A 21,496-nucleotide genomic window follows, 5' to 3' on the forward strand; every position below is an offset into this window, starting at 1 on the left:
TGATGGGTGTTGCTTCGACAGTCGCGGTCACGGACCTGTCCTTTCAGTTGAGCGTTTCTTATTTCACGGCGCCGAGGGACAGACCCTGTACGAGCTTGTCCTGCGCTGCGAAGCCTGCGAGCAGGACGGGGAGGGAAATGATTACTGCTGCGGTACAGACTTTGGCGAGGAAGAGCCCCTGGCTGGAGACGAAGCTGGTCAGGAAGACGGGAGCCGTGCCGGCAACCACACCGGTGAGCACCCGGGCGAGCAGGAGTTCGTTCCAGCTGAAGATGAAGCAGATCAGCGCTGTCGCGGCGATACCCGGCATGGCGACCGGTGCCACAACCTTGCGGAGGGTCAGCAGGAGCCCTGCGCCGTCGATCTGCGCTGCCTCAAGCATCTCGACCGGCACTTCCGCGAGGAAGGAGCGCATCATCCAGACCGCGATGGGGAGGTTCATGGACGTGTAGAGCAGGACGAGGAACCAGATGTTGTCCAGGGCACCAAGGTTGCGGGCGATGAGGAAGAGCGGAAGGAGCGCGGCAACCACGGGGAGCATTTTGGTGGAGAGGAAGAAGAACATGACGTCCGTCCACTTCTTCACCGGGCGGATGGACAGCGCGTAGGCCGCCGGAATAGCCAGGAGAAGCACCAGTACGGTGGAGGTGATCGATGCGGTGGCGGAGTTGATCAGCGGAGGCCACGGGTTGAGTCCGGAGGCGCCGCTGAAGAAGTCCCGGTAGGAGTCCAGGGTGAGTTCCGCCGCGATGGACGGCGGGTTTGTTGCGGCGTCGACTTCCGAGTGGAAGGACGTCAGCACCATCCACAGCACCGGAATCGCGAAGATGAACGCGGCGGTCCATGCCAGCAGGCCCGCGACGGTGTTGTTCCGAGTTGGATCCAGGCGCGATTTTGGCTTCCGGCCGAGGAAGCGGCGGCCGGCGGACGGCTGGGAGGTCGGATTCAGGGCGGTCATCGGGACTCCTCCTTCTTGAAGAGAGTGAAGACAGTGCGCAGGGCGAAGGTGGCCACAATGAGCGAACCGATGACCGTGATGACCCCGGTGGCTGAGGCCAGGCCGTATTCGTTGGCAATGTAGAAGGTCTGGTAGACGGAATATGGCAGGTTGGCTGTGCCGAGACCGCCCGACGTGAGCGTGAAGACGGCATCGAAGTTCTGGACGATGTAGATGGTGCCCAGGAGCCCTCCCAACTCGAGGTACTGCCGCAGATGCGGGAGCGTCAGGTAGCGGAAGACCTGCCACGGCGATGCGCCGTCCATCTCAGCTGCCTCGACTGCATCCGAGGGCCGGGACTGCAGTCCGGCAAGGAGGATCAGCATCATGAAGGGCGTCCACTGCCAGATCAGTGAAGCTTCGACGGCGAGCAGCGGTGACTGGGTAAGGATCTCCGGCTGCGGGGCGTTGTCGCTGCCGAACAGGGACCAGATCCAGGTCAGCGCGCCGTTGACGAGGCCATAGCTCGGATTCAGGAGTGCATGCTTCCAGATCAGCGCTGCCGCCACCGGTACAACCAGGAATGGTGCGATCAGCATGGTCCGTACGATTCCCCGGCCGATGAACTTCTTGTCCAGCAGCAGGGCCAGCCCCAGGCCAAGAGCCAGGCTCACAAACACCACGGTGGCGGTCAGCAGGATGGTGGTGAAAATCGACTGGCGGAGTACGGGATCGGTCAGGACCTGCACATAGTTTCCGAAGCCGGCGAAGCCCGTGTCATTCGGGCGCAGGCTGTTCCAGTCCATGAACGAGATCACCAGGGTGGCCACGAACGGGAGCTGGGTGACAACGATCAGGAAGATAAGGGCCGGCAGAAGTGGAGCTCTGCGTGCCCAGGCCGTCCTGCGCTCTCGTGCTGCGGCGTTGCGGACGGGTGGGGAGGGGCGGTGGCTCTTGTGCTGGGGGGCTACGGTGGCGGAAGTCATGGGTTCTCCTGCTTGGCTGGCGGTCGGACCGGAATCCCGGCCAGAACGCCAGCCGTGCGTTAGATGCTGCTTATTTGTACTTGTCGCCGACGGTCTGGGCGGCTGTCTGGCCCTTGGCCAGAGCCTCCTCAACGGTCTGCTGACCGGCAATGACGGCGCTGATGTCCTGGGAAACGGTGGTTCCGAGGTCGGCGAATTCCGGGATTCCGACAAACTGGATCCCGATGTAGGGGCGTTCCTGTACTCCCGGGTTTAGGGGGTCGGCATTCTCGATGGCGTTGCGTTCGGCCTCGTAGAAGGGAGCAGAAGCCTGGTATTCCTCGTTCTCGTACGTGGAGATGCGCTTGCCCGAGGGGACCTTCGCCCAGCCGAGTTCCTCAGCTACGAGCTCCTCGTACTCCTGCGAGCTGGCCCAGGAGATGAACTCCCACGCGGCGTCCTGCTTCTGCGATGCGGCCTGGATACCCCAGGACCAGGTCCACAGCCATCCGGAGGAGTCAGTCTCCTTCACCGGGGCAGCGGCGTAACCGATCTTGCCCGCAACTGGGGAGCCCTCAGCTTCGAGGCTTCCGGCGGCGGAGGTCGCGTCGTACCACATGGCCGTATTCCCCTGGGTCATGTTGTTCAGGCACTCGGTGAAGCCGGCCTGTGCGGCTCCGGCCTCGCCGTGCTCCTTGACCAGGTCTGTGTAGAACTGGACCGCCTCGGTGAATTCCGGCGAGTCCACCTGGGCGTTCCAGTCCTTGTCGAACCAGGTGCCGCCGAAGGTGTTCACCACCGAGGTCAGCGGAGCGAAAACCTGTCCCCAGCCGGGCTGGCCGCGGAGGCAAATGCCCTTCATATCGTCCCTGGCCTCATCAACCGTGGCTGCGAGTTCCGCAACCTCGTCCCAGGTGGGTTCCTCGGGCATGGTGAGCCCAAGTTCCTCGAAAACATCGGTGCGGTACATGGTGAAAGAGGACTCCCCGTAGAACGGCTCGCCGTAAAGCTTCCCGTCCTCGCCGGTGAGTGATGCCGTATAGGCGGGCAGGATGTCGTCCTGGTTGAATTCCTCGTCCGCAGCAACATGCTCATCCAGGGGAGCAAGCCAACCATTCGCGGAGTAGAACGGAATCTCATAATTGGAAAGCGACGCGACATCGTACTGGCCGGCCTGAGCCGAGAACTCCTGGCTGATCTTCGCCCGGACATCGTTCTCGGGAAGGGTGGTGAAGTTGACGGTGATGCCGGTTTCCGTGGTGAAGTTATCGGCAGTCAGTCGCTGCAGGTCCTCCATCTGGGGGTTATTCACCATGAGGACGTTGATGCTTTGCGCATCGCCGTCGGCACCGCCACCGGTTGCCCCTCCCCCTGCGCCGGAGCAGGCGCTGAGGGCCAGGGTCACACCGGTCAGGCCCGCTGTCACTGTGATTCGCGTACGTGGGCTTCCCATAAGGACTCCTTCGTTCTTACTTGTTTGAGGGCGCGCCGGATCGACGCACTCAGTGCTGGTGATTTGTGTTGGATAACCGTGCCTCAAGCGGCGCCGGTTGTGCCTATACAAAAACTGTAGGGTGTGACGATAGGCACAACTAGCGCCGCTGTTTCCTCAAACTGATACTTATTTTCTGTTGCGCTGGAGCGCCGCGGGAGAAGGGACCTGCCGTTATCGAACGGTTGCCGACTGCGGGGTCGGCATGCCGGACAATTGTTATGTGATGCAGGAAGGAAGCGGATGAGCAGGGTGCAGGAGGCAGATGCTGCGGTTCGGTTGGCCGAGCGCCTTACCGGCCTGCGGGCGAACCGCGAAGTAATCCCACATGACCCAAACTCTTCGGTGCGCTGGCATGAGCACGACTATCCGAGCCCAATTGCGCGGTGGAACTACCACCCCGAGTACGAGATCCACCTCATCCGTAAAGGGACCGGGCGCTTCATTGTGGGCGACCATCTCGGAACGTTCGAGGCGGGGCAGGTCACCCTGGTCGGTTCGGGGCTGCCCCATGACTGGGTGAGTGACCTTGAGCCCGGTGAAGTTCTCACCAATCGCGACGCCGTCATCCAGTTCGACGGCGGATGGCTCCGCAAGTGCGCCGAACTGATGCCTGAACTCACTGAAGTGGAGCCGGTCCTGCAGCAGTCTGCCCGTGGCATACATTTCACCGGTGAGACGGCGGTCGCGGCAACGGAAGCTATCGAAGCCGTCGCTGTCAGTACGGGAGTGGAGCGCCTGCATCAGGTCCTCCGGATCCTGGCAGTCTTCGCCCGTTCGCCACAGTCCGACCGGGTGCTGCTGGCTCGCGAGTGGTTCCAACCGCAGCTCGACAGCCAAGCGGCAGCCGTGGTTGATATTGCCCTGGAGTACATCTTCGCGAACCATGCGGGGTCGGTGCGCATGTCTGAAGCCGCGTCACTGGTTGGGATGACCGACCCCACGTTCTCGAAGTACTTCCGCAAAGCCACGGGCCAGAATTTCAGCGACATGGTCCGCAAGCTCCGGCTGGCGCATGCGTGCAGGTTGCTGGAGCAGACTGATACGCCGGTCTCCTCGATCTGCTACGAGGTAGGGTTCTCCAATCTCTCGAACTTCAACCGACACTTTCTTTCGGAAACCGGAGTGAGTCCACGGGCGTACCGTGTGGCCCACGGCGGTTCGTGACTCCTCTCCCCGCCCCCGTCGATTTCCGTCCACGCTCCGGCCCGGCGATCATTGACCGGTGCCCGATACACCCCCGTCCCCGCCGAACGAAGCTCCCGACAGCGACCATGTCCCCGTGCTGACCCTCGGCGTCGTGGTGCCTCCGTCCCTCGACCCGGTGTCCGCGCAGGAGCTGGGTGATGCGCTGCCGCGACTCCTCGCCGACCTGTACCCCGGAGTCGCGTGGCGCGTATCCCTCACGGCCGAAACCCTCGATGGACACGTACCGTCGGAACTCCTGGAAACCGCCCGCGACCGGCTGCTGGATGAGGACTGGGATCTCGCCGTCGTCGTCAGCGATCTGGCGCTCCGCAGCGGGCGGAAGCCGGTCCTCACCCAGATCAGCCCCGTCCACAAGGTAGGGCTCGTCGCCTTGCCTGCCCTACGGGCCGTCGGTCGGAGGGAGAGCCTGACGACGGCGGTGGCTCACCTGGTCGGGCCGCTTGCCGGGTGGGACGACGGTGACGAGCCTGAGGACCGCGCCCGCCGCGCCCGCGAAATGGCGGATGACCTGCCCGACCTCACGGACGAAAACCCTATCCAGTTCACCGGCCGCGTGGTCGCGGGAAACGCGCGCGTACTGCTGGGGCTCATCCTCGCGAACCGGCCGTGGCGGCTGGCGGTCACCCTGTCCCGCGCACTGACCGCGGCGGCGGCCGCCGGCGTGGTGACTCTCGCAACCAGCGACCTCTGGCTGTTGGCAACTGCCTACGGACCCGTGCGGCTCATCCTGCTGACCGTGCTCGCGGTCGGCGCGGTGACCCTGACCCTCATGATCGGCGCGGACCTGTGGGAACGGCCGCGGCGGCGGCTTGAGCGGGAGCAGGTCACGCTCTTCAACATCGCGACGACGGCAACCGTGGTCATCGGCGTCCTCACCTTCTTCGGCGCGCTCTTCGTCCTGTCCTTCCTGGCAGCGGTGCTGCTGGTGGATGCGGGGGTGTTTGCCGCCGTCGTCGGGAGTTCCGTGGGACTGGCGGAATACGCGCAGCTCAGTCTGCTCACCGCAGCGCTGGCGACCGTGGGTGGCGCTCTGGGCGCCGGCCTGGAGAACGACGACGTTGTCCGCGCCGCCGCGTTCACCCGCAATGACGTCTGAACTTTTACGCAGATAAGGCGGGTTCAGCCGTGCCGAACCCGCCATATCTGCCCGAAAGTTCCGGGGTTAGCCGAGGATTACCGGACCATGCCGAGGACCGTCTGGGCGCCGTTCTCAAGCACCGCGCGGGCGTTATCCGACACGACGTCCGGCTTCTTGCCCTGGTTCAGGGCCTGCACAAACCGGTCCATCGCCTTGCCGACGTTCTCGAGGTTTCCCTGTTCGACGCCGTCCCTCGCCTGGGCGAGTGAGGTCTCCAACTGCTTCGCTACGGGCCCTGCAACGTCACCGCTCTCGATGAGCGAGTCAAGGGTGGCCTGCAGGTAACCGATGAGTCCCGGGGTCCAGGCGTCTGGAACCGGAACGTCCGCAAAGTCCATGTCCGAGGCGAGGTAGTAGCTCGTGTAGGACGGCTGGTTGTAGGTGGTGTTCTGGCGTGCCACCTCCGCGCGATACTGCAGGTCGTGCATCAGCGTGGTGAGCTTGTGCCCGGTGACCTCGGTGCTGAGGTACACGCGGATCGCGGAGCTGTCAGCCGTGCGGACAAACAGTTCCTCGCGCCAGTCGCCGAACGCGTCGGCCACCAGCGAGGGGTTGCCCTTGGTGCCGTTGTTGGTGAGCGTGCCCTCCGCCGTGAGGACAGTTCCGCGGGTCCAGTCGTCAATGGTGGGAGCTCCGTTGCTGGAACGGTTGACGATCTGCGTGGTCAGGTCCGCCGCCCACTTGATGCTCATGTTGGTGCCTGGGGTACGGGTATCGACACGCTCGCCCGTTGCGCTGAGCAGGCCCGACCCGTCGCTGCCGCCCGGCATGCTGGCCCACGCTTCGATGCCTTCGACGTCGGCACGGACATCGCCGATCATGCCGCGCCCGGTGTCCCGGCCGGAGTAGGCGCCGAAGAGAACTTCTCCGGTGGCGGCGTCGCGCATCACTGAACCATACGGAGCCCAACGGCCACCTTCATGGACGGTCCAGATTTCCTGGCCGGGGCGGTTCGGATCAATGTCGGTGACATGCATTGCGTCGCCGTGTCCCAGCCCCGCTTCCGCGCCCGGGTTACCGCTGCCCTCAGGCAGGGTGTCGAAGGAGCTGTAGAGGAGGGAGCCGTCGTCGTCGATTGTGGCTGCGCCGTAGACGATTTCCTGGCGACCGTCTCCGTCAACATCCGCGGCACTCAGCGAGTGGAAGCCCTGCGTGGTGATCGAGCCGAACTCCGGGTCGGTGCCGAGGCGGCCGTGCGGGCCGTCATTGAACGGGTTGGTCATCGGCGTCCAGCCGCTGTCCACGTTCCAGACCTTGGAAAGGTTCTTTCCGTCCCAGTTGTAGGCAACGAGGGTGGAGCGGGTGTAGTAGCCGCGGGCGAAGACCGCCGACGGACGCTGGCCGTCCAGGTAGGCAACGCCGGCGAGGAACCGGTCCACGCGGTTGCCCGGCTCGATGCGGCTCATGGCGTAGTCGCCCCACATGAGGCCGTCGTCGTGCCGTCCCGGCTCGTAGTCGACGGTCTGGAGCTCTTCCCCGGTGGCGCCGTCGAACACGGTCAGGTATTCGGGGCCGTCAAGGATGAAGCCTTCGAACGCGCGGAGATTGTTGCGGGTGCTGCGGCTGGGCGCGTACTCGTCGATGAAGTAGTCCGCCATGGCGCGTGCGTCGGCGTCCGAGAGCGGGTACTCGTAACGCTGCTCGATGCCGAACGCATCCTCAAGCGTGGCCGGCCAGTTATCGGCGACCACCTCGGGGTGCTCGTGCCAGCCGGCGAACATGTCCACGACGTGCTCGTAGTAGTCGGCCGCGCTCTTCCGGTAGTCGTCCTCGTTGCTGTAGCCGGCGGCGACGTCATCGGCCGGCATCGTGATGTACTCCGGTTCGCCCGCGACCCCGTCGGTGTACCGGGTGACTGTGGTGCCCGGCGCGGTCTTCATCATCATCTCGGTGCGGCCGTCGCCGTCGAAGTCGTAGACCATGAACTGCGTGTAGTGGGCGCCGGAGCGGATGTTCACGCCGAGGTCGATGCGGTGCAGCAGCGTGCCGTCCATCGTGTACGTGTCGACGTAGGTGTTGCCGGTGTAGCCGGTCTGCGAGACGTCCTTGGAGTTCGAGGGATCCCATTTGACCACGTACTCGTAGTCGCCGTCGCCGTCCGCGTCCCCCAGGCTCATGTCATTTGCGGAGTAGGTGTAGCTTTCACCGGCGGGGGTAACGCCGTCGGCCGGCTTCTGGAGCGGAATGTCGGTGTGCCCTTGCGCCCAGGGGCTGACTTCCGCGCTGCGCTGCAGCTCAACACCGTCGACGACGGCGGCAACCGAGTAGGTGGTGCCCTCCGTTGCGTCGGGGTCGAGGTAGTTGGTGCTGTCGGTCACCGTGGCGATTTTCTCGCCGTTGCGGTAGACGGCGAAGTCGGCGCCGGTCTGGCCTGCTTCACTGGCGCCGATGACTTCGGTGGCGAGAAGGCGCCAGCTGAGGAAGGTCCCCTCGGAGGTTGCGGCGGCGACGAGACCGCGGTCGAGGTGTTCGAGCTGGATGCCGGCCTGGGCATCCGGTGCCGGAGCCGCGGCGGCTGGAACGCCGCCACCCCCGGCAATCAGGGCAGCACTCAGAGCGAGCGTTGCCGGTACGGGAAGAAGGTGAAAGCGCGAGTTCATCTTTGAATCCTTTCAACGGGAAAGCGCTTTCTATACGCTAGGCGAGCTGTTGTGGAAGGTCAAGGTTTTTCCAAGGTCGATGTGATTCGGCATCGGATGTCCCGCCGGGTGGTTATTGCGCTCTCCGCCGCGAGTCTCCTGCTGGCCCGACCCCCGCCTGGGTCTACCGATCTCGGTCCCTGTCTCGTGTGGCTTCTGCTGGTGCGGCCTCCGCACCCCGCGGCCACCGCCTGGTGCGGCCTCCTGCGGGCGCGCTACGGGAGTGGCCTACTGCGGCGCGTGAGCAACCCAGACAAAGGGGAGCAACGTTCCGCTCACCCTCGTCCGGTCTGCTCGAACCGGTGTCCGGATTGCTCTACAGGATTTTCGGATTGCTCTACAGGGTGTCCGAATTGCTCTAACCGGCGTCCGACCTACGCAACCGGCGCCCGGCGCACCCCTACCGGCGCCCGGCGTGCTCTGTCGGGTGCAGGCGCGGATGGAAGACCGGCTTGGCCATCGAGCGCAACCGGCAGATCGGGAGCAGGGCACTTACCGCGCGGGGCGAAGGTCCGTCACCGGCGCGCGCATGCTTCCCCGGAACTCAGATGCCGCCAATTCCGCCCGGGACACCGGTGCTCCCCGCCCGGCGGACGCGTAGAGCGCCGCGACCATCTCGATGGCCCTCGCCGGATCGGCGGCAACTGGCGGCACGTCCGCCCCCGCGAACAACGAACCGTAGACCTCGGAAAGCAGCGCGTCGTGTCCGCTTGGCACCTCGGAGGCGGGAAGCGCCCACGAGGCAACGCGGCCGGCGTCGACATGGCGCGCAGGAGTCAGCTTCCAACTCGCATGATTGTGGCCGTACAGGTGCTCCAGCTCGATGGTGGCGTGTTCCGTGTCGATGCGGATCAGACTGGACTCGCGCGGGGCGAGCACCGTGGTCATGACGGACGCGACGGCACCGCTTTCAAACACCACGACGCCGCACGACGTGTCCTCCGTCTCCACCTCCCGGTCCAGGCGGAAGAGTTGACCCGAAGCAGAACTCCACTCCCCAAGCAGGTAGGACAGCAAATCGATCTGATGGATACCGTGGCTCAGCGTGGTGCCGCCGCCCTCGGATTCCCAGGTTCCGCGCCACGGGACCTCGTAGTAGCCGCTCCCGCGGTACCAGTGCGTATGGCAGACGGCGGTCAGCGGCCGGCCCAGCTCTCCCGAGCTCAGCAGCTTCTTGATGTGCGCGGCGGCAGTGCCGGTCCGCTGCTGGAAGACGACGGCGAGCTGGCGGTTCGCGGCGGCAGCCGCGGACTGCATGTCATCCACCTCCGTGAGGGAGAGCGCGGGTGGCTTCTCGGCAATCACGTGGGCACCGGCGTCGAACGCTGCCCTTGCCTGTTCCGCATGTCCCGCAGGCGGCGTACAAATATGGACGACGTCGACGGCCTCCGCCGCCAGCAACTCCTCCAGGGTGCCGTACCCGGCTGTGATGCCATGCCGGGCGTTGAAGTCGCGGACGCGTTCCGCGCTGGGGTCCGCGGCGGCAACAGCGGTGACACCGTCGATCCGGGCCAGCGCCTCGGCATGCAGGTGCGCGACGGCGCCGGTACCGAGAATGGCGGCGCGGAGGGTGCGGGTCATTCGACGCGCCCGAGCTGGTCCTCCAGATGGAAGACCTCTTCGATACGCACAAACGCCTCGTCCGGACGACCCTCAAGTTCCACGAAGAACTCCCCCATCTCGGCCTGCCAGCGTGCGTTGACCTCGGTTTCCGCCATCGCGCGCTGTGCCGCTGCCAAGTCTTCCGTTTCCACGTACCCGATCAGGAGCCCGTCCGGGCGGAGAAAAAGAGAGTAGTTGTTCCAGCCGGTGTCCTTGAGTGCGCGTAGCATCTCCGGCCAGACCGCGGCGTGGCGTTCCTTGTATTCCTGCAGCCGGTCGGGCTTCACCTGCAACTGGAAACAGACGCGTTCCATGGATCTCCTCTCAGCGGCGCTCGGGAGTTTTTGTCGCCTAACTGCTGCTTTGGTGCGGTTAAACGTCAGTTAGGCGACAAAAACCCCCACAGATTCGTGCCTGATGTGAATCGTTTCATACAATGGTACACCGGACGGTCCATTCAGAACCCCGAAACCGTCGAAACTTTTGCGCACGTCTGGCGAGCCCGACGCCGGCGATCCCACCAGGGGTGCCCGAAAGTTCCGGGGGCGGGCGGGAACGGGACGAGGCTAAAGCGTACTGCCGCGCGTGACCAGTTCCGGCTGGAAAATCACCTGGCGGCTCTCGGCGGCGGTCCGGTCAATCGCTTCCAGCAACAGCTCGACGGCGGTGCGCCCCATGAGTTCCGTCGGTCGCCGCACGGTGGACAGCGGTACGACGGCGGACTGGGCAAAGTCGATGTCGTCGTAACCGATGAGCGCGAGGTCCTCCGGAATGCGCAGCCCGCGGATGAGCAGCACCGCCTGCATGACGCCGATCGCCAGCAGGTCATTGGCGCAGAAGATGCCGTCCGGCAGGCCCCCGCGGCCGCGTTCGGCCAGCAGCTCACCCGCGGCCCGCCCGGCAAGAACGGTCATCGCTGCGGCCTCCACCACCTCCAGCTCGGCATCCGGATACTCGGCCACCGCCTGCTGGGCTCCGGTGAGACGGTCCGCGACCTGCTGGATATCGGTCGAGGCACCGATAAAGGCGATTCGCCGCCGGCCCCGCGTGAGCATGTGCTTCACGGCCATGTAACCGCCCGCGACGTCGTCGACCGACACCGAGCTCACACGCCGCTGAGGGTCCACCCGGTCAACCAGGACTACCGGCACTCCGTGCGCCCGCAGTTGCTCAAGGCGGGAGTCGATGTTTCCCACTGGGGAAATCAGCACGCCCTTCACCCGTTGCTGCTCGAACACATCGAGATAGCGGCCTTCGCGCCCGACGTCGTGGCAGCTGTCCCCCAGCAGCACCGTGCTGTCCGACTCCGCCGCGCGGTCCTCGGCGGCGCGCGCCAGCGAGGAGAAGAAGGGGTTGCTCACGTCGAGGACAATCAGCCCGATGGTCCGGCTGAGCCCGGCACGGAGCTGCCGGGCGGCGTCATTGCGGACAAAGCCCAGTTCGGAGATGACATTGAGCACCCGTTCGCGCGTCTTTTCCGCCACGCGGTCGGGGTTGTTGAGGACGTTGGACACCGTACCGACGGCAACCTGCGCCTGGTCGGCAACGTCTTTGATACTGACCATCCGGACAGACCCTCATTTCGCGGAAGTGCTCGGTTGTGGGACGCGGCGCCGGAGAATCTGCGGCTTTCACCGAATTGCTTGACACCACTTACCGCCAAGGATACCTTTGAAACGTGCTAATGAATCGATTCAATATCTGATTCATCTCCTGGCTCTCCACCGAACGCCCCATTGCCTCCGGTGAAGAGCCGGTGCAAAACGACGACGACGCGCGCCGGCCCTGGAGCCCACGGCCGTAGATGGAGAGAAGTAATGGTTGACCTGAGCCGCATTACGCCAACCCTGGAGAATCTGGCCATTGAGGTGCCGTCCTGGGCCTACGGCAATTCCGGAACCCGCTTCAAGGTGTTCCAGACCCCGGGCACCCCGCGCACTGTGCAGGAGAAGATCGCGGACGCGGCGAAGGTCAACGAGCTGACCGGCCTGGCACCGTCGGTTGCGCTGCATATCCCCTGGGACAAGGTGGAGGACTACACGGAGCTCGCGGACTTCGCGCAGAACCTCGGTATGAAGCTCGGCACCATCAACAGCAACACGTTCCAGGACGACATCTACAAGTTCGGCTCCCTCACCCACAGCGACCCGGCGGTGCGCAACAAGGCCCTCGACCACATGTACGAGTGCATCGACATCATGAACGTCACCGGGTCCCAGGACCTGAAGATCTGGCTGGCGGACGGCACCAACTACCCGGGCCAGGGTGACATGCGCTCCCGTCAGGACTGGCTGCACGATTCGCTGCAGAAGGTCTACGCGCGCCTGGGTGATGACCAGCGCATGGTGCTGGAGTACAAGTTCTTCGAGCCGGCTTTCTACCACACCGACGTTCCGGACTGGGGAACCTCCTACGCCCATACCCTGGCTCTCGGCGAGAAGGCGCTGGTCTGCCTGGACACCGGGCACCACGCCCCGGGCACCAACATCGAATTCATCGTCGCGCAGCTGATCCGCCTGGGAAAGCTCGGCTCCTTCGACTTCAACTCCCGCTTCTACGCGGACGATGACCTGATTGTCGGGTCCGCGGATCCGTTCCAGCTCTTCCGCATCATGTACGAGGTGGTCCGCGGCGACGCCCTGGATCCGGCCAGCAACGTGGCTCTCATGCTGGACCAGTGCCACAACCTCGAAGAGAAGATCCCCGGGCAGATCCGCTCGGTACTCAATGTCCAGGAGATGGCTGCACGGGCGCTGCTGATCGACCGCGGTGCCCTGACCCAGGCGCAGGAGGCCGGCGACGTACTCGGTGCGCATGCGCTCTTCATGGATGCCTTCTACACCGATGTGCGTCCGGCGCTGGCCGAGTGGCGTGCATCCCGCGGCCTCTCCGCGGACCCGATGGCGGAGTACAGGGCCAGCGGCTACCAGGAACAAATCAACGCTGACCGCAAGGGCGGACAGCAGGCAGGATGGGGCGCGTAAGCATGGATAACCCAACAGTCCAGGACCTCATTGAGCGGTCCAACCGGCTCGGCGCGGACAAGCGCAACACCAATTACGCGGGCGGGAACACCTCCGCGAAGGGCACCGACACGGACCCGGTCACCGGCGAAAACGTCGAGCTGCTCTGGGTGAAGGGCTCCGGCGGTGACCTCGGCACACTCAAGGAGCAGGGCCTGGCCGTGCTCCGCCTGGACCGGCTGCGCGCCCTGACCAACGTTTACCCCGGCCTGGACCGCGAAGACGAGATGGTCGCCGCGTTCGATTACACCCTGCATGGCAAGGGCGGCGCTGCCCCGTCGATCGATACCGCCATGCACGGCCTCGTCGACGCCGCACACGTGGACCACCTGCATCCGGACTCCGGCATCGCGATCGCCACCGCCGTGGACGGCGAGGCGCTCACGCAGAAGATCTTCGGCGACAAGGTGGTCTGGATTCCCTGGCGCCGCCCCGGGTTCCAGCTGGGCCTGGACATCGCCGCGATCAAGGCCGAGAACCCGCAGTCCGTCGGCACCATCCTCGGCGGTCACGGCATCACCGCCTGGGGTGAGACCTCCGGGGAGGCCGAGAACAACTCACTGTGGATCATCGAGACCGCTGAGCGCTACATCGCCGAGAACGGCCGAGCCAACCCGTTCGGCGAGCCCCTTGAGGGCTACGCCGCCCTGTCGCCGGAGGAGCGCCACGCAAAGGCCGCGGCCCTCGCCCCCGTGATCCGCGGCCTGGCCTCCACCGACCGGGCACAGGTTGGGCACTTCACGGACGACGACGCCGTCCTGGACTTCCTTGCCTCAACGGAACACCCGCGCCTGGCCGCTTTGGGCACCTCCTGCCCGGACCACTTCCTGCGCACCAAGGTCAAGCCCCTGGTCCTGGACCTCCCCTCAGACGCCTCCATCGAGGAGTCCGTCAAGCGGCTGAAGGAACTGCACAAGGAGTACCGCGAGGACTACCGCGCGTACTACGAGCGCCACGCCGCAGAGGATTCCCCAGCCATGCGCGGAGCGGACCCGGCGATCGTCCTGATCCCCGGCGTCGGAATGTTCTCCTACGGGGCCAACAAGCAGACCGCCCGCGTGGCCGGCGAGTTCTACCTCAACGCCATCAACGTGATGCGCGGCGCCGAAGCGATCTCCACCTACGCGCCCATCGATGAGTCGGAAAAGTTCCGCATCGAGTACTGGGCACTGGAGGAGGCCAAACTCGCGCGGATGCCGAAACCCAAGTCCCACGCCACCCGCATCGCGCTGGTCACCGGCGCAGCATCGGGTATCGGCAAGGCCATCGCCACCCGCCTCGCAGCTGAGGGTGCGTGCGTGGTCATCGCCGACCTGAATCTCGAGAACGCCGAAAAGGTAGCCGAGGAACTCGGCGGCCCCGACGTCGCCATCGGAGTCCAGGCGGACGTCACCAGCACCGAACAGGTCCAGGACGCGGTCAACGCAGCCGTCCTTGCCTTCGGCGGGCTGGACCTCGTGGTCAACAACGCCGGCCTGTCCATCTCCAAACCGCTGCTGGAAACCTCCGAAAAGGACTGGGACCTGCAGCACAACGTCATGGCCAAGGGCTCGTTCCTGGTCTCGAAGGCCGCCGCGAAGGTCCTCATCGACCAGGAAATGGGCGGAGACATCATCTACATCTCCTCGAAAAACTCCGTCTTCGCCGGCCCGAACAACATCGCCTACTCAGCCACCAAGGCAGACCAGGCCCACCAGGTGCGCCTGCTCGCCGCTGAACTCGGCGAATACGGTGTCCGGGTTAACGGCATCAACCCCGACGGCGTGGTCCGCGGCTCCGGCATCTTCGCCGGCGGCTGGGGCGCCAAGCGCGCCGCGGTCTACGGTGTGGACGAAGAGAAGCTCGGCGAGTACTACGCCCAGCGGACCCTCCTCAAGCGCGAGGTACTCCCGGAGAACGTGGCCAACGCCGCTGCGGTCCTCACCTCCGCTGAACTGTCCCACACCACCGGGCTGCACGTCCCGGTCGACGCCGGCGTCGCCGCCGCCTTCCTGCGCTGACCGGCTCACCATGACGCAGGTTTACGCCGCCGTCGATATCGGAGCCTCATCCGGCCGGGTCATCCTCGGCCGGATGGGCGCCGACGGCCCCACGCTCGACGTGGTGCACCGCTTCCCCAACGGGGTACAGGAGATCGACGGCGCGCTGCGCTGGGACTTCACCGCCCTGTTCGACGAGGTACTCCGCGGCCTCACGCTGGCCCGCGAGCAGGCGGACGCAAAGGGTGAACGGATCGTGAGTATCGGCGTCGACACCTGGGCAGTGGACTACGGCCTGGTGTACGACGACGGCGCCCTCACTTCCCAGCCCCACAGTTACCGGGACTCCCGCACGGCGGAGGTGGCGGGCACGGTCCACGAGAAAGTCCCCTTCGAGCGGCTGTATGAGACCTCCGGCCTGCAGTTCCTCCCGTTCAACACCATCTACCAGCTCGCCGCCGAACCGAACCTCGAGAACGGACAGTCGCTCCTGATCCCCGACCTCCTCGGCTTCCGGCTCACAGGGGAGCGCCGGACGGAGGTCACCAACGCCTCCACCACCGGCCTGCTGGACGCCTCGACGGGCAATTTCGCCGGCGAACTCTTTGACACCCTCGGCATCCCGCGCACACTCTTCCCGCCGCTGATCGAAGCGGGGAACACGCTGGGCACCCTGCTGCCGGCGATTGCCGACCACACCGGACTGGACCCGGCGACCAAGGTCATCGCCGTCGGCTCCCATGACACTGCGTCGGCGGTGGCAGCCGTTCCAGCCGGGCAGGACAACTTTGCCTACATCTCCTCCGGCACCTGGTCGCTGGTCGGCGTGGAACTCCACGAGCCGATCCGCACCGGGGAGAGCCGGGCCGCGAACTTCACCAACGAACGCGGCGTCGACGGCACCATCCGCTACCTGCGCAACTGCGGCGGCCTGTGGCTGCTGAGCGAGTGCCTGCGCGAATGGGGAGCGGAAGTCACCCTCGAGGACGTCCTGGCAGACGCGGCCGCCCTTCCGGCCGGCGGACCCACGATCGACGCCGATTCGGATGCCTTCATCGCTCCGGGCAACATGCCCGCCCGCATCCGTGAAGCCGCGGGCGCGGCGCTCGAGTCTGAGGCCGCCGTCGTCCGCTGCATCCTCGACAGCCTGGCGCAGGTGTACGCGCGGACGCTGGCACAGGCGGCTGAACTCAGTGGCCGGCCGATCGACGTCGTGCATATTGTGGGCGGCGGTTCGCAGAACCGGCTGCTGTGCCAACTCACTGCGGACGCTACCGGCCTGCCTGTCGTGGCCGGTCCGGTCGAGGCCACCGCCCTCGGCAATGTGCTGGTCCAGGCGCGCGCCGACGGTGCCCTAGGCAAGAACGCAACCCTGAAGGAAATCCGCGCCGCCGTCCGCGGCACTGCCCAAACCTCCCGTTATGAACCGAGCAAGGCGTTCAGCACCACCTGAGAGCGAAGGAACCCCAGTGTCAGCTCGTAGTACCCCTATCCGTACCGCCGTCGTCGGAGCCGGAGGCATCGCGCAGGGGCAGCATCTGCCCGCCCTGCGCGGACTTGGTGACCGGGTCAGCATTGACGCGGTCGTCGACATGGACGGCGGCCGCGCCATGGAGGTCGCGGCGGAGTGGGGTGCGCCCCGTTCCTTCACAGCCGTGGCCGATATGCTCGCCGAGGTGCAGCCCGACCTCGTGGTGGTGTGCACCCCGCCGGGCTCCCACACCGACGCGGTGATCCGCTCGCTCGACGCCGGCGCCTCGGTCTGGTGCGAAAAGCCGCCGACACTTTCACTCGCCGAATACGATTCCATCCTCGAGCACGAGGGTGCCGCCGGCCCGTACGCCTCCTACGTATTCCAGCACCGGTTCGGATCCGCCGCGCGCACGCTGCGTGCGCAGATCGCCGCCGGTGATCTCGGGGCGCCGCTGGTGGGCATCTGCCACACGCTCTGGTACCGCGACACTGCCTATTACGACGTCGCGTGGCGGGGTAAGTGGGAAACGGAAGGCGGCGGGCCCGCCATGGGCCACGGCATCCACCAGATGGATCTGCTGCTGTCCCTGCTCGGCGACTGGACTGAAATCAGCGCCACCATGGCAACGCTCGGACGGGAGGTGGAAACCGAAGACGTCTCCTTCGCTCACGTGACCTTCGAGAACGGCGCGATCGTGTCGGTGGTCAACAGTGTGCTCTCGCCGCGGGAGACCAGCTACCTGCGCTTCGACTTCGCCGATGCCACGGTGGAGGTGGAGCATCTCTATGGGTACGACAACTCGCACTGGAGGTGGACGCCCGCACCGCACGTCGGCCCCGATGTGGTGGGTGCCTGGGCCCCTACCCAGAACCTCGCCAGCTCCCACGCGGTGCAACTGGAGGAGCTCGTATCCTCGCTTGAGCGCGGGGAGCGCCCGGCGGCGTCCGGGCATGATGGGCGGCGGGTGCTTGAACTGGTTGCGGGACTGTACCAGTCCGCGTTCACGGGCCGGCGGGTACAGCGCAGCGAGCTTCACCGGGATAATCCGTTCTACTGGTCCATGAACGGATCAGGGCAGGGATCCCGCGAACCGATCAAGGAGGCAGCCGATGCCTGACCTGCAGCTCAGCCGCCCGAACAACAGCGAACTCGTCATCTCCTGCGGCGCCGTTGACCTCGCGACGTACGTGTTCATCCCGCCTGGTCCCACATCTCCGGTCAGAACTTCTGGGGCGGGCCCACGTTCTCACCGGAGACGGACTACCAGTGGCGCGACAACCTGGGGTCGATTGAACACGACGATTTCCCCTCGCTCTCGACGACGCCGGACCGGATCACCGTCGGCGAGGACCTCTCCTGGCGTACTTCGGCCGGCGAGCGCTGGCTCTCGGAGCAGCGCGAGACCGTCTTCTCCGCCGTCGATGTGCAGGAACAATCCTGGCAGCTGGATTTCGCCACGGAACTGACCAACGTTTCCGACCGCACCCTCGACTTCGGCAGCCCCACCACCCACGGCCGCCCCAACGCCGGCTACACCGGCTTCTTCTGGCGCGGCCCGCGCAGCTGGACCGGCTGCGACATCCTCGGACCGGACGGCGCCGGGGGTGAAGCGATGATGGGAACGTCGGCGCCGTGGATCGCCCTCGCGGGCCAGCATGACGGGCTCGACGGCGGCGCCACCATCGTGGCGCTGGCGGGGACGTCGTCGTCGTCGGTTCCGCTGAAGTGGTTTGTCCGCAGCGAACCGTTCGCGGCGCTCGCCCCCTCCCCTGCGTTCGATGAGGAAATAACGCTCACCCCCGGAGAGTCGCTGCGACTGCAGCACCGCTACGTCTTTGTGGACCGGATCTGCGAGCGCGGCGACATCGAGCGGATCGCGAAGGGCGCCTCGCTGTGACACCTGCCCTGCCCCAGGGACCGGCGTTCCCCGGCAGCGTGGGTATCAGCGACCTGCGCGTCTATGAGTGGGAAACAGACGACGGCCACCACGGCGGAACCCCGCACCTGCACACCGTGTCGAACGAGGGCTACGTGGTGGCCGGTGGAACGGGAGAGGTGCACACCCTTTCATCGGACGGCTTCGCCCGGGATCCGCTCAGCGCCGGGTCCGTCCTGTGGTTCAGCCCGGGCACGGTGCACCGGCTGATCAACACCGGCGACCTGCATATCCTGACGGTCATGCAGAATTCCGGGCTGCCGGAGGCCGGCGACGCCGTGCTCACCTTCCCGCTGGACGTCGTGTCGGATGCTGATCGCTACCAGGAAGCGGTGACCCTGCCGGACGGCTCGGAGAGCGAGCGTGCCGACGCCGCACGACGACGGCGGGACCTTGCGATCGAGGGCTACCGTGCCCTGCTTAGCCCGCTGCAGGACGGTGACCGCGGGCCGCTTGAGGAGTTCTACGCCGCCGCCGCGGCGCTGGTGCAGCCCAGGGTCGAGCAGTGGACGAAGCTCTGGTCGGAGACGGTCCTCACCGACGTCGAGACCACCCGCGCGCAACTGGCGTCCCTCGCCGCCGGTGACGCTGCGCATCTGGCGGATGCCGCCGTCGTGCGTGCTGTTCCGCGTCCGGAGCCACGCGCCTTCGGGATGTGCGGGCGGCTCCAGGTGTGGGACACCTGACCGCTCCCCGTGTGCAGGAACGCCGGTCCCCGACAGGAACGTCGTTACCTTTCGACGCACCTGCAACCAACCGGCGATTCTGCCCGGCGCCGCCCGGATAGGCTTTCCGCTGTGACTGTCTCCCCCGGTGCCGGCCTTGGTGCGCTGTTCGTGCTCATCGCCGCCGTGCTGTGGGGTACCACCGGAACCGCGGCGACGTTCGCGCCCGACGTCGGTCCTCTCGCCATCGGCGCAGCGGCAATGGGCGTCGGAGGTCTCCTCCAGGCGCTCCTTGCGGGCCCGGCGCTGGCTTCCGCCCGCGATGAATTACGACGGCGGTGGGTCACCGTAGCGGTCGGCGGCCTGGCGGTCGCGATCTACCCGCTCGCCTTCTACAGCTCCATGCGCCTGGCCGGCGTGGCCGTGGGTACGGTCATCTCGATCGGGTCCGCTCCGATTGCCTCGGCCGTCATCGAACGCCTGATCGACCGGCACCGGCTGAGCGCGCGCTGGGTGGTGGGTGCCGGCGTCGGGCTCGTGGGAGTAGCACTGCTCTCCGTCGTCGAGCCGGCGAGGGCGGCCGGAGCGGGCAATACTGCGCTGGGCGTCCTGCTCGGGCTCCTGGCCGGCGCCACCTATGCGCTGTACTCCTGGGCTGCGCATCGGACCATGCAGGGCGGCGTACCGTCCCGGGTGGCGATGGGCGCAATCTTCGGGGCGGGCGGTGTCCTGCTGATGCCGGTGCTTTTCATCACCGGTGCACCGCTGCTGGACTCGTGGACCAACTTCAGTGTGGGCATCTACATGGCGCTGGTGCCGATGTTCCTCGGCTACGTGTTCTTCGGCCTGGGCCTCGCCCGGGTGAAGGCGAGCACGGCCACCACCCTGTCGCTGGCGGAACCGGTGGTCGCGGCGATCCTCGCCGTCCTCATCGTCGGGGAACGGCTTCCTCCGGTGGGCTGGGCCGGCGTGGGACTGGTGATTGCCAGCCTCGCTGTGCTGACCGTACCGGTGCGCCGGACGGCCCCCGCAGCGGTGGACGTTCCCCGGCTATGACCCGGCGTCCGGCTCCTGGGCCTCCTCGAGGCGGGTAACCCGCACACGTTCGATCCGGTGGTTAGCCATCCTGTCCACCTCGATACGGTGCCCGGCGACCTCCACACTGTCGCCACGTTGGGGGAGACGGCCGAGAAGATCAAGGACCAGGCCTGCCAGCGTCTCATAGCGTCCGTCGTCGGGAAGCTCAGCTCCCATCTTCTCGGAGGCCTCCTGAAGAATCAGCCCACCATCGAGTTCCAGCACTTCACCGCCCTCGAGCCGGTGCGCTTCCGGATGGCCGGCGCGGTCGTCGTCGTACTCGTCGTAGATTTCCCCCACCAGTTCCTCCAGGAGATCCTCGAGCGTGACGATCCCGTCGGTGCCGCCGTATTCGTCAACCACCAGGGCGATGTGGTGTCCCTCCCGCCTCATCTGCGTAAGGGTCGGCAGGATCTTGTTGGATCCCGGCACGGCGAGGATGGGACGGACAAGCCCTGCGATCGGCTCCCCGCCGGAGCCCTCGTGGGTGAGCAGGTCGCGGAGGTGGATAAAGCCGACGACGTCGTCAATCGACTCCCGGTACACGGGATACCTGGTGAAGGGGAGACTGCGCACCGCATCGCCGGCCTCCCTGACCGGCATGGCCTGGTCCAGAAATTCGACGTCGGTTCGCGGGCGCTTCACTTCTTCGACAAGGCGCTCGCCTGCGGTGAAGGCATCGGAAAGTATCTGACGGTGTTCCTGCCGCAGGTCCGGGGTGTCCTGGACCAGCTGCCGCAGTTCCGCTGCAGTGTAGTCCTCGGTGGTGGCATGCGGGTCCCCGCCGACCAGCTTCACCACGAAGTTGGTCGACACGGACAGGAGCCAGATCACCGGGCGCATCAGCACGGCGAACACGTTGAGCGGCGGAGCAAGCACCTTTGTGAATCCGACGGCGCGCTGCATGGCGAGGCGCTTGGGAACCAGTTCGCCGAGCACCAGCGACAGGTACGCAATGACCAGCGTCATCCCGATCAGGGCCAGCGTATTGGCGGTCCCTTCCGTTATTCCGAGGTCCACCAGGATTGGCGCCACGTCCGGCGCAAGGGTGGATGCACCGTAGGCCGAGGAGAAGAATCCGGCCAGTGTGACGCCGATCTGCACGGCCGAGAGGAACAGGTTCGGATTGCGGACCAGTGTGGCGGTCTTCGCACCACCGGGGCCGGACTCTTCGATGCGCTTGATCTGTCCCTCGCGCAGGTTGACGATGGCCATCTCGGTGCCCGCGAACACACCCCCGATCAGCACGAAGACGAGAACCAGCAGGGCATTCACAAGAGTGTCAGTGTCCACCTCTTCACCCTATAGGCGTGGTTTCAGACAGTCCTGCCGGTCCGCACCCTACTGCCGCCAGGCACCG

The 21,496-nt window shown here is 66.0% G+C and carries 17 protein-coding genes; 9 read left to right on the forward strand and 8 right to left on the reverse strand.

Features of this window, described 5'->3' with window-relative positions; translation table 11 throughout:
- Positions 1 to 58: 58 nt before the first annotated feature.
- The 3 genes from BLS52_RS14065 to BLS52_RS14075 all read right to left on the reverse strand — a co-directional run bounded on the left by BLS52_RS14065 (position 59) and on the right by BLS52_RS14075 (position 3,355).
- Entirely contained in the window at positions 59 to 958 is a 900-nt protein-coding gene (locus tag BLS52_RS14065; protein ID WP_090587551.1) for a carbohydrate ABC transporter permease, read from the reverse strand.
- Positions 955 to 1,923 (reverse strand): carbohydrate ABC transporter permease, encoded by a 969-nt coding sequence (locus BLS52_RS14070; protein ID WP_090587553.1) that lies wholly within the window; start codon positions 1,921 to 1,923, stop codon positions 955 to 957. The genes BLS52_RS14065 and BLS52_RS14070 overlap by 4 nt, the downstream gene beginning before the upstream one ends.
- A gap of 70 nt (positions 1,924 to 1,993) precedes the next feature.
- Positions 1,994 to 3,355, reverse strand: coding sequence for an ABC transporter substrate-binding protein (locus BLS52_RS14075; protein WP_090587555.1), 1,362 nt, complete (start codon positions 3,353 to 3,355; stop codon positions 1,994 to 1,996).
- 282 nt (positions 3,356 to 3,637) lie between these two features.
- Between BLS52_RS14075 and BLS52_RS14080 the strand changes: the two genes are divergently transcribed.
- Together BLS52_RS14080 and BLS52_RS14085 are read left to right on the forward strand one after the other, a co-directional pair.
- Complete coding sequence (locus BLS52_RS14080) at positions 3,638 to 4,561, forward strand: helix-turn-helix domain-containing protein (protein ID WP_090587557.1); 924 nt, start codon at positions 3,638 to 3,640, stop codon at positions 4,559 to 4,561.
- Positions 4,562 to 4,619: 58 nt separating this feature from the next.
- On the forward strand, positions 4,620 to 5,699 hold the full coding sequence (locus BLS52_RS14085; RefSeq protein WP_090587558.1) for a hypothetical protein: 1,080 nt from the start codon (positions 4,620 to 4,622) through the stop codon (positions 5,697 to 5,699).
- A gap of 77 nt (positions 5,700 to 5,776) precedes the next feature.
- Here BLS52_RS14085 and BLS52_RS14090 read toward each other — a convergent pair whose 3' ends face one another.
- The 4 genes from BLS52_RS14090 to BLS52_RS14105 all read right to left on the reverse strand — a co-directional run bounded on the left by BLS52_RS14090 (position 5,777) and on the right by BLS52_RS14105 (position 11,547).
- Positions 5,777 to 8,341 carry a rhamnogalacturonan lyase gene (locus BLS52_RS14090; protein ID WP_090587560.1) on the reverse strand — a complete coding sequence of 855 codons (2,565 nt, stop codon included), beginning with the start codon at positions 8,339 to 8,341 and terminating at the stop codon, positions 5,777 to 5,779.
- Positions 8,342 to 8,872: 531 nt separating this feature from the next.
- The gene (locus BLS52_RS14095; RefSeq protein ID WP_090587561.1) at positions 8,873 to 9,961 is read right to left on the reverse strand and encodes a Gfo/Idh/MocA family protein; all 1,089 of its coding nucleotides are present in this window, start codon (positions 9,959 to 9,961) and stop codon (positions 8,873 to 8,875) included.
- A complete protein-coding gene (locus BLS52_RS14100; RefSeq protein WP_090587563.1) occupies positions 9,958 to 10,296 on the reverse strand; it encodes an L-rhamnose mutarotase in 339 nt (112 codons plus the stop codon). The genes BLS52_RS14095 and BLS52_RS14100 overlap by 4 nt, the downstream gene beginning before the upstream one ends.
- A gap of 252 nt (positions 10,297 to 10,548) precedes the next feature.
- Entirely contained in the window at positions 10,549 to 11,547 is a 999-nt protein-coding gene (locus BLS52_RS14105; RefSeq protein WP_090587564.1) for a LacI family DNA-binding transcriptional regulator, read from the reverse strand.
- Positions 11,548 to 11,799: 252 nt separating this feature from the next.
- On the opposite strand from BLS52_RS14105, the gene rhaI reads away from it, so the two are divergent.
- From rhaI to BLS52_RS14140, 7 genes are all read left to right on the forward strand, one after another.
- Complete coding sequence (gene rhaI / locus BLS52_RS14110) at positions 11,800 to 12,966, forward strand: L-rhamnose isomerase (protein ID WP_090587566.1); 1,167 nt, start codon at positions 11,800 to 11,802, stop codon at positions 12,964 to 12,966.
- Between the two features lie 2 nt (positions 12,967 to 12,968).
- Complete coding sequence (locus tag BLS52_RS14115) at positions 12,969 to 15,005, forward strand: bifunctional aldolase/short-chain dehydrogenase (RefSeq protein WP_175460182.1); 2,037 nt, start codon at positions 12,969 to 12,971, stop codon at positions 15,003 to 15,005.
- A 10-nt stretch (positions 15,006 to 15,015) separates the two neighbouring features.
- A complete protein-coding gene (locus tag BLS52_RS14120; protein WP_090587569.1) occupies positions 15,016 to 16,437 on the forward strand; it encodes a rhamnulokinase in 1,422 nt (473 codons plus the stop codon).
- A 16-nt stretch (positions 16,438 to 16,453) separates the two neighbouring features.
- Positions 16,454 to 17,575 carry a Gfo/Idh/MocA family protein gene (locus BLS52_RS14125; protein ID WP_245702881.1) on the forward strand — a complete coding sequence of 374 codons (1,122 nt, stop codon included), beginning with the start codon at positions 16,454 to 16,456 and terminating at the stop codon, positions 17,573 to 17,575.
- Positions 17,576 to 17,668: 93 nt separating this feature from the next.
- Positions 17,669 to 18,355 carry a DUF6807 domain-containing protein gene (locus tag BLS52_RS14130; RefSeq protein WP_090587571.1) on the forward strand — a complete coding sequence of 229 codons (687 nt, stop codon included), beginning with the start codon at positions 17,669 to 17,671 and terminating at the stop codon, positions 18,353 to 18,355.
- Positions 18,352 to 19,080 carry a cupin domain-containing protein gene (locus BLS52_RS14135; RefSeq protein ID WP_090587573.1) on the forward strand — a complete coding sequence of 243 codons (729 nt, stop codon included), beginning with the start codon at positions 18,352 to 18,354 and terminating at the stop codon, positions 19,078 to 19,080. Before BLS52_RS14130 ends, BLS52_RS14135 begins: the two co-directional genes overlap by 4 nt.
- Positions 19,081 to 19,191: 111 nt before the next feature.
- Positions 19,192 to 20,115 carry a DMT family transporter gene (locus tag BLS52_RS14140; RefSeq protein WP_245702882.1) on the forward strand — a complete coding sequence of 308 codons (924 nt, stop codon included), beginning with the start codon at positions 19,192 to 19,194 and terminating at the stop codon, positions 20,113 to 20,115.
- Here BLS52_RS14140 and BLS52_RS14145 read toward each other — a convergent pair.
- On the reverse strand, positions 20,110 to 21,429 hold the full coding sequence (locus BLS52_RS14145; protein WP_090587575.1) for a hemolysin family protein: 1,320 nt from the start codon (positions 21,427 to 21,429) through the stop codon (positions 20,110 to 20,112). The two genes, BLS52_RS14140 and BLS52_RS14145, sit on opposite strands and share 6 nt — an antisense overlap.
- Positions 21,430 to 21,496 lie beyond the last annotated feature (67 nt).

This window comes from Arthrobacter subterraneus (assembly GCF_900099735.1).
In the GTDB taxonomy this organism is placed as follows: Bacteria; Actinomycetota; Actinomycetes; order Actinomycetales; family Micrococcaceae; genus Arthrobacter_D; species Arthrobacter_D subterraneus.